14 protein-coding genes are annotated in these 16,550 nt (G+C 49.0%); 7 read left to right on the forward strand and 7 right to left on the reverse strand.

Annotated elements, in window-relative coordinates:
* The first annotated feature begins 136 nt into the window (after positions 1 to 136).
* The gene (locus I4W93_RS02685) at positions 137 to 619 is read left to right on the forward strand and encodes a LabA-like NYN domain-containing protein (protein ID WP_205309971.1); all 483 of its coding nucleotides are present in this window, start codon (positions 137 to 139) and stop codon (positions 617 to 619) included.
* Here I4W93_RS02685 and rhlP read toward each other — a convergent pair.
* Positions 579 to 1,463 carry a rhombotarget lipoprotein gene (gene rhlP, locus I4W93_RS02690; RefSeq protein WP_205309970.1) on the reverse strand — a complete coding sequence of 295 codons (885 nt, stop codon included), beginning with the start codon at positions 1,461 to 1,463 and terminating at the stop codon, positions 579 to 581. The two genes, I4W93_RS02685 and rhlP, sit on opposite strands and share 41 nt — an antisense overlap.
* 130 nt (positions 1,464 to 1,593) lie before the next feature.
* Here rhlP and I4W93_RS02695 point away from each other — a divergent pair, with 130 nt between their 5' ends.
* Positions 1,594 to 2,331 (forward strand): helix-turn-helix domain-containing protein, encoded by a 738-nt coding sequence (locus I4W93_RS02695; protein ID WP_205309969.1) that lies wholly within the window; start codon positions 1,594 to 1,596, stop codon positions 2,329 to 2,331.
* 75 nt (positions 2,332 to 2,406) lie between these two features.
* On the opposite strand, the gene I4W93_RS02700 is transcribed toward I4W93_RS02695, so the two are convergent.
* Entirely contained in the window at positions 2,407 to 3,036 is a 630-nt protein-coding gene (locus tag I4W93_RS02700) for a glutathione S-transferase family protein (RefSeq protein WP_205309968.1), read from the reverse strand.
* Positions 3,037 to 3,201: 165 nt separating this feature from the next.
* Here I4W93_RS02700 and I4W93_RS02705 point away from each other — a divergent pair, with 165 nt between their 5' ends.
* Positions 3,202 to 4,152, forward strand: coding sequence for a helix-turn-helix transcriptional regulator (locus I4W93_RS02705; RefSeq protein WP_205309967.1), 951 nt, complete (start codon positions 3,202 to 3,204; stop codon positions 4,150 to 4,152).
* A 6-nt stretch (positions 4,153 to 4,158) separates the two neighbouring features.
* Here the strand turns inward: I4W93_RS02705 and I4W93_RS02710 are convergent, their stop codons facing one another.
* The gene (locus I4W93_RS02710; RefSeq protein WP_205309966.1) at positions 4,159 to 4,497 is read right to left on the reverse strand and encodes a YajD family HNH nuclease; all 339 of its coding nucleotides are present in this window, start codon (positions 4,495 to 4,497) and stop codon (positions 4,159 to 4,161) included.
* Positions 4,498 to 4,629: 132 nt separating this feature from the next.
* Between I4W93_RS02710 and I4W93_RS02715 the strand changes: the two genes are divergently transcribed.
* Complete coding sequence (locus I4W93_RS02715; protein WP_205309965.1) at positions 4,630 to 5,433, forward strand: TlpA family protein disulfide reductase; 804 nt, start codon at positions 4,630 to 4,632, stop codon at positions 5,431 to 5,433.
* Positions 5,434 to 5,542: 109 nt separating this feature from the next.
* Here the strand turns inward: I4W93_RS02715 and I4W93_RS02720 are convergent, their stop codons facing one another.
* From I4W93_RS02720 to I4W93_RS02735, 4 genes are read right to left on the reverse strand one after another with little or no spacing between them, the layout of a single operon-like run.
* The gene (locus tag I4W93_RS02720) at positions 5,543 to 7,813 is read right to left on the reverse strand and encodes a CHASE2 domain-containing protein (protein WP_205309964.1); all 2,271 of its coding nucleotides are present in this window, start codon (positions 7,811 to 7,813) and stop codon (positions 5,543 to 5,545) included.
* A 30-nt stretch (positions 7,814 to 7,843) separates the two neighbouring features.
* Positions 7,844 to 10,414 (reverse strand): cadherin-like domain-containing protein, encoded by a 2,571-nt coding sequence (locus I4W93_RS02725; RefSeq protein ID WP_205309963.1) that lies wholly within the window; start codon positions 10,412 to 10,414, stop codon positions 7,844 to 7,846.
* Between the two features lie 11 nt (positions 10,415 to 10,425).
* A complete protein-coding gene (locus I4W93_RS02730) occupies positions 10,426 to 11,622 on the reverse strand; it encodes a FecR family protein (RefSeq protein ID WP_205309962.1) in 1,197 nt (398 codons plus the stop codon).
* On the reverse strand, positions 11,612 to 12,934 hold the full coding sequence (locus I4W93_RS02735) for a porin family protein (RefSeq protein WP_205309961.1): 1,323 nt from the start codon (positions 12,932 to 12,934) through the stop codon (positions 11,612 to 11,614). The genes I4W93_RS02730 and I4W93_RS02735 overlap by 11 nt, the downstream gene beginning before the upstream one ends.
* Before the next feature lie 207 nt (positions 12,935 to 13,141).
* Here I4W93_RS02735 and I4W93_RS02740 point away from each other — a divergent pair, with 207 nt between their 5' ends.
* The 3 genes from I4W93_RS02740 (at position 13,142) to I4W93_RS02750 (ending at position 16,504) form a co-directional block, all read left to right on the forward strand.
* Positions 13,142 to 13,720: a HutD/Ves family protein gene (locus tag I4W93_RS02740; RefSeq protein WP_205309960.1), complete on the forward strand. Its 579-nt coding sequence runs from the start codon at positions 13,142 to 13,144 to the stop codon at positions 13,718 to 13,720.
* Between the two features lie 57 nt (positions 13,721 to 13,777).
* Positions 13,778 to 14,719, forward strand: a complete 942-nt coding sequence (locus I4W93_RS02745; RefSeq protein WP_205309959.1) for an SEL1-like repeat protein — start codon at positions 13,778 to 13,780, stop codon at positions 14,717 to 14,719.
* A 108-nt stretch (positions 14,720 to 14,827) separates the two neighbouring features.
* Positions 14,828 to 16,504 carry a diguanylate cyclase gene (locus tag I4W93_RS02750; RefSeq protein ID WP_205309958.1) on the forward strand — a complete coding sequence of 559 codons (1,677 nt, stop codon included), beginning with the start codon at positions 14,828 to 14,830 and terminating at the stop codon, positions 16,502 to 16,504.
* Positions 16,505 to 16,550: the final 46 nt, after the last annotated feature.

A 16,550-nucleotide genomic window follows, 5' to 3' on the forward strand; every position in this document is an offset into this window, starting at 1 on the left:
CGGCGTCGTTCGTCGTAATCTGCCTCGATTGATAGTAGCGTTAAACAACTAAAAGCGCGAATGCGCGCAGATCGCTGGTTTTTATATGAAATGCTGTCAGTATTGCAAAGCCGTTTGCCAATTTATGAGTTAGACCATGACAAGTGTTACCATTTTGGTTGATGTACAAAACATCTACTACACCAGCCGAGAGGCGTATCAGCGTAATTTTGACTACAACGCCTTCTGGCGCCAGGTAACGGCCGGGCGCACGGTAGTTAAAGCCATTGCTTATGCCATTGACCGTGGCGATGAAAAGCAGCGCCAGTTTCAAAATATTCTGCGTGCTATCGGCTTTGAGGTAAAACTTAAGCCCTTTATTCAGCGTGCTGATGGCAGTGCCAAAGGCGACTGGGATGTGGGTATAACGTTGGATGCAGTCGAATACGGCCAGCAAAGTGATGTGTTGGTGCTGGCCTCCGGAGATGGCGATTTTGGCTTGCTGGCAGATAAGCTGATCACTAAATACCACATCGAAGTAGAAGTTTACGGTGTGGCAATTTTAACCGCACAGACACTGATAAAAGCCGCCAGCCGTTTTATTGCAATTGACGAGGAGCTGCTGCTTGGCGCAGACTAATGTTGCCATTAGCCTTTAACCACAAGCACAGTAGCAACAACATAACGCTAACTCCGCAGCTACCACCGCCATACCCCGGTTTATAGTTTAATTTCACCGCATCCGGGTTTTGCTGTAGCTGTTGTTTGAATTGCTGCAGCTGCGTCTCCAGGTTTTTAATCATGTCGTCATTGGCCTGCAAAAAGCCTTGCAGGCTGTCCTGGCGTAATTCTTTTTGCAGATCTACCGGGGTTGATCGGCCCTTCAGCTGGTTGGTACCGGGGGCGCGAAACAATAGCGTACGGCTATCTATGGCATATACCGCGGTATCCATCAGGGTATTGGTATCATTTTTTTGTCCGGCCACCAGATAAGCGCCCACCAGCGTCAAGTAGCTCAGTGATAACTTACTGTCGTCGGTAAATTGCACCTGATCATAAGACACCAGGGCAATAACATCGATGTTGAACATGGCTTTAAGCTGATCCAAATTCGCGAAACTACCTCCGGCGGTAAGATACGCCGAGGGGATCACTTCAATATGCCCAACAAATGGCTGGGCGCCAAAATGGGCAGCAACAGAATTTAACATTTGTGCTTTATGATTTTCAGTTAACGGGTTGCTTTGCACCTCAACCCACGGCATCGCGTTACTGCTTCTGTTGCTGCTGGTGCCTGGTACGAAGGCAATACCCATACGTAACGGTAACGTAAGCTGTGGTATTGCCGTTAGAGTTTGTGGCACGGCTTTATCGGGGTATAAATAACTCACCACGCTGCTGCGGCTGCCGGTTTGCTGAGTTGCGCAGGCAGTTAACGTCAGTAATAGAGTGCATATAACGCTGAAACGGCTTTTTCCTAACATAGTGTGGATCCTCTGTCTGTTGCATAATTGTCTTGCAGACTATGTCGACTCGGCATAAATTGATACTTAATCTGTGGAAGTAGTAGGTTATTGCTACTTTGGTTGCGTATTTTGATACCTTTGAGGGGCTATGTCACAAATTGACGCTATGCTGGGCTGTGTAAAAAAGGCGCTTAAACAACGTGGTATCAGCTACGCGCAGGTAGCGGCACACTTAAACCTTAGCGAAGCCAGCGTAAAAAGGTTGTTCTCACAACAGCAGTTTACGTTGCAACGGCTGGAGCAAGTGTGTCAGCTGATGCAGCTGCAGTTGGCCGATTTGCTGCAATTATTTAATGAGCAACAACAGTACACCGAGCAACTAAGTTATCAACAGGAAGAAGAGCTCACGGCCGATCTGAGTTTGTTGTTAGTTGCGGTGTCGGTATTAAACCGCTGGACATTGCAAGATATTTTGCACTGGTATCAGATATCTGAGCATGAGTGTATCCGCAAACTGGCCAAGCTCGATCGGTTAAAGCTAATAGAGCTTTTGCCCAACAATAAGATCCGTTTGCGGGTAGCCGCCAATTTCAGCTGGCGCGAGGGTGGGCCGATACAGCGCTTTTTTCAGCAAAAAATTGCGCAGGAGTTTTTTCAGGCACGGTTTAACAGCGAAGCTGAGAGCTTATTGGTACTCAATGGTATGTTATCTGAGGCCAGTAATAGGGCATTTCAGCTTAAACTTAAACGTTTAGCCAACGATTTTAACGATATGAATCAGCATGACGCCAGTTTGCCGTTGGCTAAGCGCAATGGCGTAAGTGTTGTGCTGGCAATGCGTGATTGGCGGTTTGGTTTGTTTAAACCCTTACTTAAACAACCGTAACTCTGTGGTATCGGGCGCATAGCTGCGCCCCGTTTTATAGCCATGATCTGCCAACGCTGTCCAGCGGCTGCCAACTTAACTCACGGCTGATGCTGTCACTAAAGCGTCATCTAATTGACTAGCTTTGATGGCGGCAGGTCGGCTTTGTAAGCGCTGTGCGTATTCAATAAAGGCTGGCCGTTTCTCCAGAGTTTCAAACATCATGCCCCATTCAATATGGCTACCTACATACACATCTGCAGCGCTAAATTGCTCACCACAAACATAAGGGCCGTTAGTTAAGGCGGTCTCCAGCGCATTGAGCGTGTCGGCATACAAGCCACAGCCAACTGCTTGGGCGTTATCGGCATCTATGCGCCAGTTGTAGGCTTTGGCTGTGGTAGCCATTTCCAGCGGGCCGGCGGCAAAAAATAACCAGCGATAATACGCTGCGCGCTCAGGGCTATCCGGCTTTGGGGCCAGCTGTTTGTCGGCAAACTGGTCGGCCAGATAAGCACAAATGGCTGCCGCTTCGGTGACTATTACATCGCCATGGGTAACTACCGGTACTTTGCCCATCGGGTTTAGTGCCAAAAAATTGGCCGATTTCACTTCAGGGCCGTACTGCAGCACTTTTACCTCATAAGGTACATGCAGTTCTTCCAAAAGCCAGCGGATAATACGGCCACGCGATTGTGGGTTGGTGTATAAGGTTAACGCTTTCATACTTTTATTCCTCGTTGTTAATTAAGGTTATTGCGGTTTGTTTTGCACTACCAGCCAACAATAAAACTCAATTAGGACAAAATCCGTCCTAGTTATCGGTTATATTTTGTTTAATTATTATTTCAGTAATCATCAGGAGTCGCAGATGCATAGTAGAGATACCCGATGAGTGGCCCCACTGTTCGCGTGCTTAGCTTGCTGGAACTATTGCAGTCGCATGGCCGTTTAAGTGGCACCGAGTTAGCTGCGCGGTTGGGCGTAGATAAGCGCACCGTCCGCCGGTATATTCAGGCGCTGGAACAACTGGGTATTCCGGTGACCACAGAGCAGGGTTGCGACGGCGGCTATATGCTGGTGGCCGGCTTTAAATTACCACCGATGATGTTTACTAATGACGAAACGCTGGCGTTGTCACTTGGGCTGCTGGCAGCAAAGAATCTGCAGTTAGCCGATACACAAGCGGCGCTCAGCAGTGTGCAGGCCAAGCTAGAGCGGGTGATGCCAGCAAAGTTAAAATCCCGCGCCCGAGCAGTTGCCGATAGTATTAAATTGATGCTGCCGACTGCAGAGACCGGTGCCGCCGGCCAGCAGCTTGGGCCTTTGCTTGACGCTATTGAGCAGCAGCGCTCGGTGAGTATTTTTTATGCCGCATATCAGCAAGCGCCGGAGGCCAGGCAAGTTGACCCTTATGGCTTGTTATTTCGCAGTGGCCGATGGTATATGAGTGGCTATTGTCATTTGCGCAAAGAGCTACGCACCTTCCGGCTGGATCGTTTGCTGCATATCGAGTTGCTGCAGCAAAGCTTTAATCGGCCCACTCAATTTAATTCAGCTGAACATTTTACTCAAAGCCTGTATGGCATGCCGGGTAATTTGGATGTGCAAATTGTGTTGCACACAGATAAACATACCGCGGCACAGGCAATGGGTGAAACGGCATCGATGTTAAAGCCGCAGGCTGATGGCTTGCTGCTAAGCACGCGCACCGACAGCTGTTATTGCTTGGCACAGTGGCTAAGCCAGCTGCCGTTTGATTTTAGTATTATTGCGCCGACCGAGCTGAAACTGGCACTGCAGCAACATGCTGAGCGTTTACTACAAATAGCCAGGCACTAAGGTTTATTACTTCGGTTTATTTAATAATGCTTTTAAATCCGCAAAAGGGTTATGTGTCGCTGGCGCAACTTTTTGCTCAGTGGTGCCGCCGTACAGCACAAATTCGTGGAATTTATTGTGCTCGTTGTCATGGCAATAAATACACAGTAACTCCCAGTTGCTGCCATCGCTTGGGTTATTGCTGTGGTTATGGTCAATATGATGCACGGTTAATTCGCGCAAATTGGAATGCACAAACTCGCGGGCACAACGGCCACAAACCCAGGGGTACATTTTCAGCGCTTTGTCACGATAGCCTTGTTCTTGCTGCTGATAGGCCAGGGCACCGCTGTTGGTTTTACTCATAATGCTTCTACTTTGCTGCGTGCTAATATAATGCCCGATTTTAGCAGCCATAGCTTCTGAAGCAATGCTTGTTTAACTATTCCGCGCCCGGCATGCTATAAGCTGTTGTTGCGCTAACAAACGGTCGTAATCATGTTAAGTATTTCGCTGGGGCCGCTATCACTGCCTACTGCGGTATTAGTATTGTTGTTAAGTGTTGCCTGCGGCCTTTTTGTCGCCCGCATTGTTGCAAGACGCAGCAGTAACAGTGCTACCGATCCGTTGTTGCTGGTGTTACTTGGTGCCTTACTGTTCGGCAGGCTGATATTTGTGGTTCGCTTTGCCGACAGTTACGCCAGCTTCTGGCAGATGCTAGACTTTCGTGACCGCGGTGTCGACATTGCCGCTACTGTATTGGCAGCGCTGGTTTTACTGATGTTGCAGTTTAAACGCCATCCCACAATAAAACGCGCTATGGCGGCCGGGGCCATCAGCACGGCTTTGAGCTTTTCGCTTGGCAGCGCCTGGTTACATGCGCAGCAACAACAGCAGGTACTGGCCGATATAAGCCTGGAGACCTTATCTGGCTATAGCGCGGCGTTGCCGCAACTGGCGCAGGGTAAACCTGTGGTGATGAATATTTGGGCCAGTTGGTGCCCGCCATGTCACCGCGAGATGCCGGTGCTGTTAAAAGCACAGCAGCAGTATGCTGATATCAGCATTATTATGGTTAACCTGCAGGAAAACCGCGCTACGGTGAAGCAATACCTGCGCCAGCATCAGTTAGCTTTTAACAATGTGCTGCTGGATTACCGCGGCGATGTTGCCAGCTATTACGGCGCACAAGGCGTGCCGGCCACCTTGTTTTTTGCAGCGGATGGGAAGCTATCTGCAGCACACTTTGGTGAGTTGTCCAATGCGGTGTTGCTACAAGGTATTGCTAAAGCCGCTAAGTAGATAATAACAATGGGCCAAATAATGATTGCGCCGCAGCGCCTTGCTCTGACGGCCCTTACGCCAGGCCATTGGCGCTGCGGCTTATGTCTGGCAGACAATAAGCCAAAGGTTACTTGTTGTTATGAGCGTGGCTACCGTCCCAATCCGACGCAGGCGGGTGTTTACTGAATGCGTCAATACGCTGCAGATAGATTGCTATCAGCCTGCGCACATCGAACAGGTTGTGTTGCTGCAACTTTGCTTCATTTTGCAATGATCCCTCTAACTGCTCGGCTTTTATCTGCAAGGTTGTTAACTGAGCAAGTGCAGTGTCGAAATCCCGGGTAAAATATGCTGTCAGTGCCAGATCTAACTCTTGATATAAATTTTGCTGCGGCTCAGGCGTGTCTGCGGCGATTGGCATATAAATTCGGATTGGGATCAGTTTGCCCTTCACTCTTACCTTGTCTACCAATAAATAAGCAAAGTCAGTGGCTTGCTCACGGGTAAACTCGCTGACAAGTAGCGGCACACCATAGAATTTGGTAAGGCCTTCCAGTCTGGAGCCCAAATTTACCGCATCACCTATAACGGTATAATTTCGGCGAAAATCAGAGCCCAAATCACCAACAATCATTTCACCACTGTTAATACCTATACCAATACGGGCGATGGGGCTTCCTTGTGCAACAAACTGCCGATTAAGTGCTTCCACAGCAGCGATTATTGCAAAAGCCGCCTGGACAGACTTGCTGGCATGGGCCGGTTCTTCCAGCGGTGCGCCCCAGAAGGCCATCACCATATCGCCGACATATTTGTCAATGGTGCCGTCGTGGGCCAGTATGGCTTTGGTAACTGGCGAAAAGAATTGGTTCAACCACAATTTCAACGCTTGCGCTGACATGCTCTCGGAAATGCCGGTGAAATCACGAATATCACTAAACAGGACTGACAACTGCTTTTTTTCACCGGCCAGACTAACTGAAGCAGGGTCGTTTAGTAGTCTTTCAATATGCGCTGGTGGCAGGTATTGGTCGAACACGTTATTAATGTGTTTGCGACGCCGCGCTTCTCTGGCAAAGCCATAACTGATGAAATACACCGACAACAATAGCACCAGCAGCAACAGGTTTAGCAGCGGTAAATCCAGCACATGTTGATGCCACAACCACAGGTTCACCGTAATGACCAGCAGAGCAAGTATCATGGCGGCGGCGATACTTGTTAGCGGGCCAAGTCTTGGAAACAGCCACAAACATAATAACCCCACCGTTAACATTTGCAGCAAAATAGCGCCGCTCCACCAATCTGGCCTGTAGGGTAAATGTTGAGGTGACATCAAGCCGTCAAATACTGTAGCGTGGATCTCAACACCGGGAAAGGTCAGCGACGTTGGTGTCGCGCGTAAATCGGCCAAACCCGTTGCGGACGTACCGACGAACACCACTGCTTGGTCAAAGCGGAGGTCGTTTATTCTGTCCATCAACACATCAGCAGCGGCGCTGTACGGATAATGTTTTGGCCCACCACGGTAAGGGATTAAAATCCGACCTTGTTGATCGGTATGGATCAGGCTATTGCCAATCTGTACACCTTGAAGATAGGCTTTGTCTGCTTCTTGCCGCCAGCGTGGTTCTACTTGTTCAACCAGGCTATATATCCGAAACGCTTCCAGCGCCAGCGATGGATAAAGTTGCTGATCCAGTTGGTGTAGCAGCGACACCCGGCGGATAAAACCATCGGCGTCCTCATCGGCGTTCATAAACCCTTGCCCACGGGCGGCTGCTGTCAGGGGGGCGATTGGGGCGGCGAAACCACTGAACGGTTCAAACGGCGTAGTCCCTGTAGGGCGCTGTTGCCTTACACCCCCCACACTTAGCTCACCGCTACGCAAGGTGCCATGGCGGTGCAGCAAGTTTGCCAGCACAACCTCGGTTGATTGAAATGCGGAAGCGAAATGTAGATCAGCGTCTTGTCTGGTCGCATGTTCCAACAGGTTCTGCCGCTGTGCGGCGGTTAGAGTTGCATGTTGCGGCCAGCTTTGTACTGCTGCCAGCGCGGCATTGGTTTGTGGTTCAGAAAACAGCACATCGAAAACCACCAGCAGGGCACCGGCTTCATTTAGTTTGGTCGTAAGGCGGGCAAAAAGATTGCGATCCCATGGCATACGACCAATTTCATGCAAACTTGCTTCGTCGATATCGACAATCTGGATGTTACTTACGTTGCGTGGCCAAGGCGGCAGAAATTGGACTTTGGCATCGTATAGCAAACCTTCTAAGCGTTGTAGATTAAGTTCCAGAGCAGGTGGAGCAATAAACTGCATCAACAGCATCATCAGCAGCAGCAACAAGGGAATGGTCTGCCTTATCAGCCATTTCCCAGTCTTATACTGCTGCATTTTGCTCACTGCTGCCGGCGGTATTGATGGTTATTGCACATCAATTACTACAGTTGCCTGACTGCTGCCACCAAAGGCGCCAATCACCTGATAGGTAAAGCTGTCCTGACCAATGAAATTAGTATTGGGTGTGTAGCTAAAGCTACCGTCTGGCTTCAATAACAAGGTGCCATTTGTCGGTTCGCTTAGCAGAGCTATTTTTAACGTTGGAACTACACCCTCATTGGTAAACCCGAGTTCAAATACCGAGCCATTGGTGGATGCCAGCCATAGTCTGCTGCCATCTGCGTTAATGGTTAAACCGCTGATGCTGCTGACGCCTACTGGTAATGGCATCAGCCGTAGCAGATTGCCATTGATATCAAATTCGGCTATCGCTGACTGAATGCTGCTGACCAGCAGAATATTTCCGTTGTGTGGGTTGATATGCAAATCACCAAAACTAACACTAAAAGAGTGCTGGTTATTCACGACATTAAAGCTGCTCAATACCTGGCCGGTGGTTGGGTCGATCTGTGCTACCAGATTGCCTTCGGTGCCGGCAGGTACATTGTCCTGCAATAGCCAAAGGGTGGCTGTTACCGGGTTATAGGCGCCTCCTACCACATGGCTGTTACCAAATGCGGCGTCAAGTTGGCTCAGTAAGGTGCCAGTTTGTGGATCTATGGCATATATTTCGGTAACGCCGCTTTCACCATTGAATATCAGCAAGCTGCCTTGAGGAATTTGCGTATCTTTAAGCGTAAAGGCCTCAGCAGCAATATCCAAATCTACATCATTAGCGCCTTCGCCTTGCATGGCTAGCGAACTCAGGTTTTCACCAAGCCGATTGAGCAAATGGATCGTTGCGGCGAAAGATGGGTATAGATAGAGCGCTTGCTGATACTCGTTAACTGCGAGTCCTACCAGTGAGCCTAAACCGGGATTGAAATTGTGGAGGATTTCCAGCTGATCGCCCTGCGACAGCGACCGTCCCTCCAGATCGTTGCTTAACAATCCCGGAGCTTCAATGTTGAGGGGCTGATTTACCGTGATCGTATAAATATCATCATTGGCGACAGGAGGGCGCGGCGCAGGGGTGTCCAATGCTGAGCCTGGAATAGTGAAAGTGAGTCTATCGAGGGCGGCTTCTATCTGCGCCCCGGCAACCCGGCCGACCTGACCAATACTGCAACTTTGAGTGGTTAATCCACTGCAGCTGGCGGTATTGCTAATAAAAGCACCGAAATTCAGTGAATTAACAAAAGGAGTAGCGGGGTAGACACTGCTGAATTTACCGCCATCATCGGGAAACAGATTTAATTCGAACCGGGCGCCAGCCGTGCTAACAAACTGCAGAGTGTTACTGTTGGGTTCAACCGAACGTGCCAGCACAGGTGAGTTTCCTACGCCGGGATAACGCATTACAAAGGTAAAATTACCCTGTTGGCCCACTACGTTACCACTTTGTCCTGTTTCCTCATAGCGACCTAGCATTGAACAGCGTGTATCAACCAATTGAATACAGTCGCCAATCCGGTACAGACCAGTACCAATTTCGCTACCTGGAGGTTGCTCTCCCTGACCGATATAAAGGAACTCACCGGTCATGGTTAGTGACTCGCCATTAATGTTGCTGATTGGCCGGATCACGTCGATGCTGACTTCAGCCTCTGAAGTACCCCCGTCGCTATCGCTAATCTGATAGATGAAATTATCGGCACCCATGAAATCCGGATCTGGAGTGTAACTGAAGCTGCCGTCTATCTGCAGTGTTAAGGTACCAGATTGCGGTTGAGAAACCGGCGTTACGTTAACGGTAAGCAGGTCACCGTCGGGATCTGTGTCGTTTGCCAATAGTCCTTCACTTGCTGCGACCTGCAAGGTTTGATTGATCGCTGTATCATAGCTATCAGCTGCTGCCGTAGGAGGCTGATTTGATTGCTGAGAAGATGGGACCGGAATTTCTGCACTTAAAGGTAACTCGCCGCCGTTTCGCAGGCCGGTGACTAGCAGATAATATTGAATAAGAGGATTGAGGTTAGTAAAAGCAGCTGAATTACCGCGAAGTGCCAGTTTGGCCTGACCGTCAGGCAATTGCCGGTAGTTGAACCGGTTGACGCCAGATACGCTGGCGAGATAAAGGTTATATCGTATGATAGCTGGATCTGCAGCCCAGCTGACATCAATCTGTGCTCCGTCAGCACTACGTTGAACTGCCAGATTATTAAGGTTGGCCGGTTGCCAGTTCACACTGACACTAGAAACCGCTGTGTTGATACCGCTAGTATCAGTGACCCAGAGCTGCAGAACGAGGGGGCCCGCGTTTACCGCAAAAGCCGCAGGATTGATGTTAGGCACTGTGGTTTTGAAGCTGTTGCCTTGGCATTGCTCAGCAGATTGGCATAAATCCAGATATTGCGGACTGTCGTTTAAGCTAACATACACCCTGCGCAGACCGTCCAAATCTTCTGTCTGTATTGATAACAGCAAAGGTCCTGTAAAGGTGCTACCGGGCTTCGGCTGAATAAATCGACCACTGCTATCTGCTGCCCACACGGGTGTAAGCAGCGATAATCCCAAACAAATAACAACACACGTCAACTGGCTGAATATTTTCATGGTATTACTCCTTATGGGAGTTCGGAAAGCTCAAAACCGCCTTCAACGCGTACTGAAGGGTTATCCAGTTCAAACAGACTCAGATTTCCGAGAATTTTAGTAGCGTCGTCAATCAGTAGTGCATTGATAGTGCCATCGGCCAACTCATTGCCATGGCTGGCAAAATTGACAAAAAGCTCAAGTGACTTTTCGCCAAAGACACCGTTAAATATAGCAAACCACTCGCCGCCGGCATCAGTAAAAGACAGTTGCCCGGATGGGACCCAGGCACCATCAAAATCTATTTCCATCGACATACTCAAATCAGACAAGGATCCGGCAGTACTGCTGAAACTGTGATTGCTAAGTTGATCAAAGGTGGCAATGCCGCTTCGGCTGATACTGTCCAACCCTTGAAGGCTCCAACCCGCGGTCACTTGCTCATTGTCATAAAAATCGCGACCACTAGCGTCCAGAGCCAGTGCGCCATTAGCTATCAGCCAGCCTGCTTCGCCTTTTATAGTGTCGGCAATGTCAAACTCGCCAGCATACCTAGACTGACCAATAAGCGGGATAATGTTAGCAGCAGCAAATAGGGGTGGCGTGCGCAACAACAGTTCCACCGTGCCATCAGCACGCACTATGGCAAACCGATATGCTTGTTCAGGTCCTAGTGAAAAGCGCTGGTTTGCACCAGGTACTGTGACCTGAATATCAATGCTGCCATCCCAACCGGCCAGGTACAGATCGCCTTGTTGTAGTATTGCCTCGTAATGTGTACCCCGCACGCCAATAGTGGCTATGGGCGTATTCAGCTTATAGGTTTTTTGATTTGCCGGCAGGGCACCGGTGATGGTGCGCAGGCCGCCTTTGAGTAGTGTCATATCGACGTCGCTGAGGCCATCTTGATTAAACTGATAATTACCAATGGCCAGTTCAGAGTCCGCCTGCAACGACAATAAACCGCCATCAATCATCCGCATCTGACTGCTACTGGCTGGCCCGGTACTGACCAAATCAACCTTATACACCGGCGACAGCCGCTTTAACGCTCTGCTCTGTTGCTGATCATTGGCTGCCACTATGCCCTTGGCCATAATGGTTTTCCCTACCGCTGCTGCAGATGATGTTGACGTATCAGCCTGCAACGGTGATGTGCTTATTCCCAGACCTAACACGCTGGCGCTAGCAAGTCTGCAACAAAGCAGACCGAGGTTTTTAGAATGCATAACGTACTCCTATCCAGACCCGTGTCCGCTTATATTGGTAGATGGTAATATTACTGTCGTTACGCATATGGCTGATTGCCGCCAGCATGCGCCAGTGGTTATTAAAGTTGTAACTCAGATCTAACTCGGCCCGCTGATAGCGGTCATCACGAACTTGTTCAAACAGTGGGTGGCTATCATCATAATCACCGCTCATATAATCCAGCGACAAGCTGCTCATCCAATTTTCCCCCAGCATTTGCTGCCAGCGGTAACCCAGACCAACATAATCACGGCTGTTGAAGTTGGTGCGACTGTGCTGACTGTCCTCAATACCCCAACGCAGAAAAACTTTATGCTCAGCATTGCCAAACTGTTTTGACAGCCAGCCCTCAGCCAGCAGAATTTCCTTATCTAACGCGGTTAGCTCGTTGTAAGCATGCCTGGCATAGGTTAGATCCAAACCGGCTTCGGCGCTGGACCACAGCGGCTGACTAATTTTGCCTTTTACACCCACGTAATCGACATAGTTGTCGTCGTCCAGATGGATTGGTCGATAGAATAGTTCTGTCGACAGCCGATAGTCGCGCCAGCGGGTCTGATAACCCGCTTGGGCGCTGGCATAAGTGCGGGAAAAAACCTTATTCTCTGCATACTCGCCGTGTAATACCGACGCCGACAGATAAAACGCCGAATGTTGGCTTTGCGGCTTGATCCAGTACAGCTGCGCCTGCAACTCGTAAAAACTGCTGTCCTGCTCGAGGCTATGTTCAAACAATCTAACCTGGCCTAACAACGGAATAAATATAAATTCCTCGTCGACACCACTATTCGGGTTTGTGTCACTACCAAAACCGAGCTGTACCCAGTTTAGCCAATAGCCTTTTTCAGGATCACGATATTTCTCAATCCGTTGCAGATAATTTTGCACCAGGGTGGCGCTTTGATCTGGTAGGGAGATTTTTGCGAGTTGTTGTAATTCGTGTTCCGCTGCGAGCAGATTGCCGAGCTCAAAATAACTGACAGCCAGCGCCAAGCGGATATCTGATGAATCTGGCTGTGACTGCAGTGCTCGTTCTAACGCGAACACCGCCTGGTGCAGATTGCCTGACGCTCTGGCCGCCACTGCGAACAGGAAGTCAAAACGGGGTTCACCTTCTTGCTCTACTTTCAATTCATTTGCCAGTTGCCAGGCTGTTACGTAATCCTGCTGTTTAAGCAACGTTTCCAGCCTGCTCAGTGATGCTGAAGAACTGGCTAGCACCATCGACGGAAGCAGCATTAACAACGCTAACCAACAAATCAACCACCTGGAGATATAACTGCCTGTCATTGTGATGTTCTTCTTGGCAAACAAGATGTGTCAGTCAAGACTAGACACAAAATTTTAGAACTGGAAGAAATCTAACGATTTTTTTATTTTTATCTGATTTTTGTTAGTGCCTGTATTGGCTGCGCAGTCAATAAGGCCTTGACCAGGTTGAGCTTTTCGGTAAATGTAATTGTCTGCTGTGAAATATCATCGTTTTAATGAGGCAGTATGAGTACAGAAGTTATAACACCGGCGCAATGGCAAACCCAGCGCTGGCAAAACGGTGGTGGCATTACCCACCAGCTGTGCCGGCAGGACGACGGCACCGGCATGCTTTGGCGTTTATCTATTGCTGAAGTAGCCAGCAACGGGCCTTTTTCGCGCTTTGATAACATCGACCGGATTATTATTCTGCTGCAGGGCGACGGCTTTAGCCTTCATGGCGTTGGCAATAACCCGCAGCGAATAGATACACCGCTTACTCCGTTTGCCTTTGCCGGCGAAACGGCTATTCATTGCCGTTTAATTAACGGCGCCGTGCGTGATTTTAACCTGATGATCCGCCGCGGCGCCTTGCAGGCCAAGTTGCAAGTATTTGCGCTTAGCTTGGCTGTGCAGACGTTGCCATTGAGTTCGCAAACAGTGATCTACGTGGCAAGTGGTATCGTTGATGCTGAAGTAGGTGTTAAGCGTTTTAGCCTGCAAGAGCAGCATACGCTTAGGCTTAGTAATGAAACCGGAAGCGTGCAGCTTAGTAGCGCCGATAGCGCGCAGGTTATTTTTATCCGCTTGTCGGTAAATGAATAGGCATTAAAAAAAGAGGTCAATTATGCAGCCTGTATCAATAAAAGCTGAAATCAGCTAGTGAAAGCGCTCTTTACACTTCTTTTGCTAATAGCGGTGGTTGCTTTATGGCTGGCGAGCAACTATTGCCGCACAGCGCCGTTTAATGCTGAAAATGTTAAGCCACAATCAGGGCAAGATAACCCTATTGATCAACAACCGACTAAACATACCACTGCGGCTCACGATACATTAAACAACGATACATCGCTGGCAACCCACGCGGACAATGATGGCCAACTGGTGATTATGACAAGACCAGACTGGAGCCTGGATAATAATCTGTTGTCCCACTTTAATCGTTTAGAACTGGCTGCACAGCAGGGCGACACTACAGCAGCCTATGTGTTGGGAATGAACCTGCGCAATTGTTACTTTGTGCCACAAGATGATAACGACCTGGCTGAGCGACTGCAGCAGGCTTACCAATTTAACGATGATGGTGAGGCCGCTGCCGAAAATGCCGAGCGCTATGAATTTTGCTTAGGTGTTGATAAACAGCAGCGTAGCCAGTTTTATGCTTATCTGGAAATGGCCGCAAGCAACGGCTCTGTGCCAGCGCAAGAAGCAGTAGCGTTAATAACACCAGAGCAATATATGCATGCAGCGGGTTATACCAAGCTTGAAAGAAACGCTTATGTCGCTAAACGTATTGGTTATGTTCAACAGCAAGTCGACTTTTTATCGTCTGCGGCGCAGCATGGAAGTATTAAAGCGCTGATAAAATTATCGCAACTACATTATGCTCAAACTGTTGGTAAAGATGGCCGCTTACAAGCCTATGCGTTTAACCAGATGATTATGGAACTCTCCGACGATACTGAGCTATACAACCGCTACAACTGGTTTCAGCAACGCGCGTTGTCAGAGTTTACAGTAGAGGAAGTTGAACTGGCGAAGGCGATGTCAGAGCAGTGGTTAAACACGATACAAGCCAATGGCACTTTGTACTTACATAACTAATTGAGGCGTACTAAGCGATTATTTAGCTACAACAATTGCAACCACGATGTAAACTGGAGAACATAATTCGATATTTATGCTTTGAAATAGCTATGTTGGTGACACAAAATGCATATCGATAGTTTTCGTGCCAGGCTGGTTGGGTATTTTGGTGGGTTAATTTTGCTTGTTAGTTTAGTACTGACATTGTTTCTTGATCGCCAGGCATCCAACACCTTAAGTAAAGCCAGTGGCAGTGCACTGTATGGTATTGCCAATTCTGCTGCTTTAATGTTGGAGCGAAACCTGGCAGAGCGTGAGCGCGAAACTTCATTGCTGAGTAAAAGCTATCTGTTAAAGAACGCCGAATTAGATAGTGTCGCTGTGCAACAACGCCTCGAAGATATTAAAGCTACCTACAAGTACTATGCCTGGATTGGCGTCGCCACCCCTGATGGCGCGGTAGTTGCTGCCACCGATGCAATGTTAGTTGGTCAGAATGTAAGCCAACGCCAGTGGTTTGTCGCCGGTTTAACCGGTAGTTACCTTGGTGATGTGCACAAAGCGGTATTATTGGCTAAATTACTAGGTGAGGAGCAGGCCGGCCAGCCGCTGCGTTTTATAGACTTTGCTGCACCGGTATATGCTGCAGACAATTCCTTACGAGCCGTTGTGGCCAGCCATGTAAATTGGGACTGGGTGCAAGATATTTTAGCCAGTGCCATAACGGCAGAAGCTGCTAGCGAGGACGTTGAAGCCTTGGTATTGGGTGAAAACGGCAATTGGCTACATCCGTTTGCCTATATTGGCAAATTGGCCGTACCAGAGAGCTTACCCGAGTTGGGGCAGGTAGCCATTGTTGATTGGCCTGACGAAGGTCGCTTTTTAACCACGCGGCTGGCTGTAAATGCCAGTACCAGTTCTGAACTTGGTTGGCAGCTTGTGGTGCGTCAGCCTATCAGTCGCGCTCTGCAACCGGTGGATGAGTTAAATAAGCAATTATTTATACTCTGTTTTTTTACTTTATTGCTCAGTATTATGCTGGCGTATCAATTAGCAAGGCGTTTTAGCTATCCTATTGAACGTTTGGCCGACTCTGCGGAGCAAATTGCGCTGGGCGGTGAACATGTTGATTTTGCTGTTAACAGTTCATTGCATGAATTCAGTCGTTTAAGCCTGTCGTTGGGTAAAATGATGGAAAAGTTAGCCGTGCGAAGGCAAGAGCTTGAACAAGCCAATACCCATCTTGAACAGCAGGTGGTCATTAGAACCGCAGATTTGGAACGGGCTAACGCCGCGCTACAGGACTTGTCGCATAAAGATGCATTAACCGGTATTTGTAACCGTCGCGCCGCCGATGAGCGATTAAAAACCGCGCATTTGGCACTAAAGCGTGGCGCTGCGGTTTATGCGGTGATGTTGCTTGATATCGACCATTTTAAGCAGGTTAATGACAACTTCGGCCACGAAGCCGGTGATAAAGTTATTCAGCAAGTGGCAAACTTACTGCAAGATAGCGTGCGCGAAACCGACATTGTGGCGCGCTATGGTGGCGAGGAGTTTATTGTTGTACTGGCGCAAACAGAGCCTGCAAAAGCGACGTTGATAGCGGAGAAACTGCGTGCTGCTATTGCGGCAGACAGAATGACAGCTGTAGGGCAGATCACTGCAAGTATTGGCGTAGCAATTGCCAATATCAGGGATACTGACGCTGAGGCTGTGGTGCGAAGAGCAGATGCGGCTATGTATCAGGCCAAGCGAACAGGTCGCAACCGGGTACAGCTATGTGACTCTTTGCTGTTATGACTCTAAAACGGATTACGGCAGTTTGGTGTGGGGTAGGCAAAAGGCA

Source organism: Rheinheimera maricola, assembly GCF_016918075.2.
GTDB lineage: Bacteria > Pseudomonadota > Gammaproteobacteria > Enterobacterales > Alteromonadaceae > Alishewanella > Alishewanella maricola_A.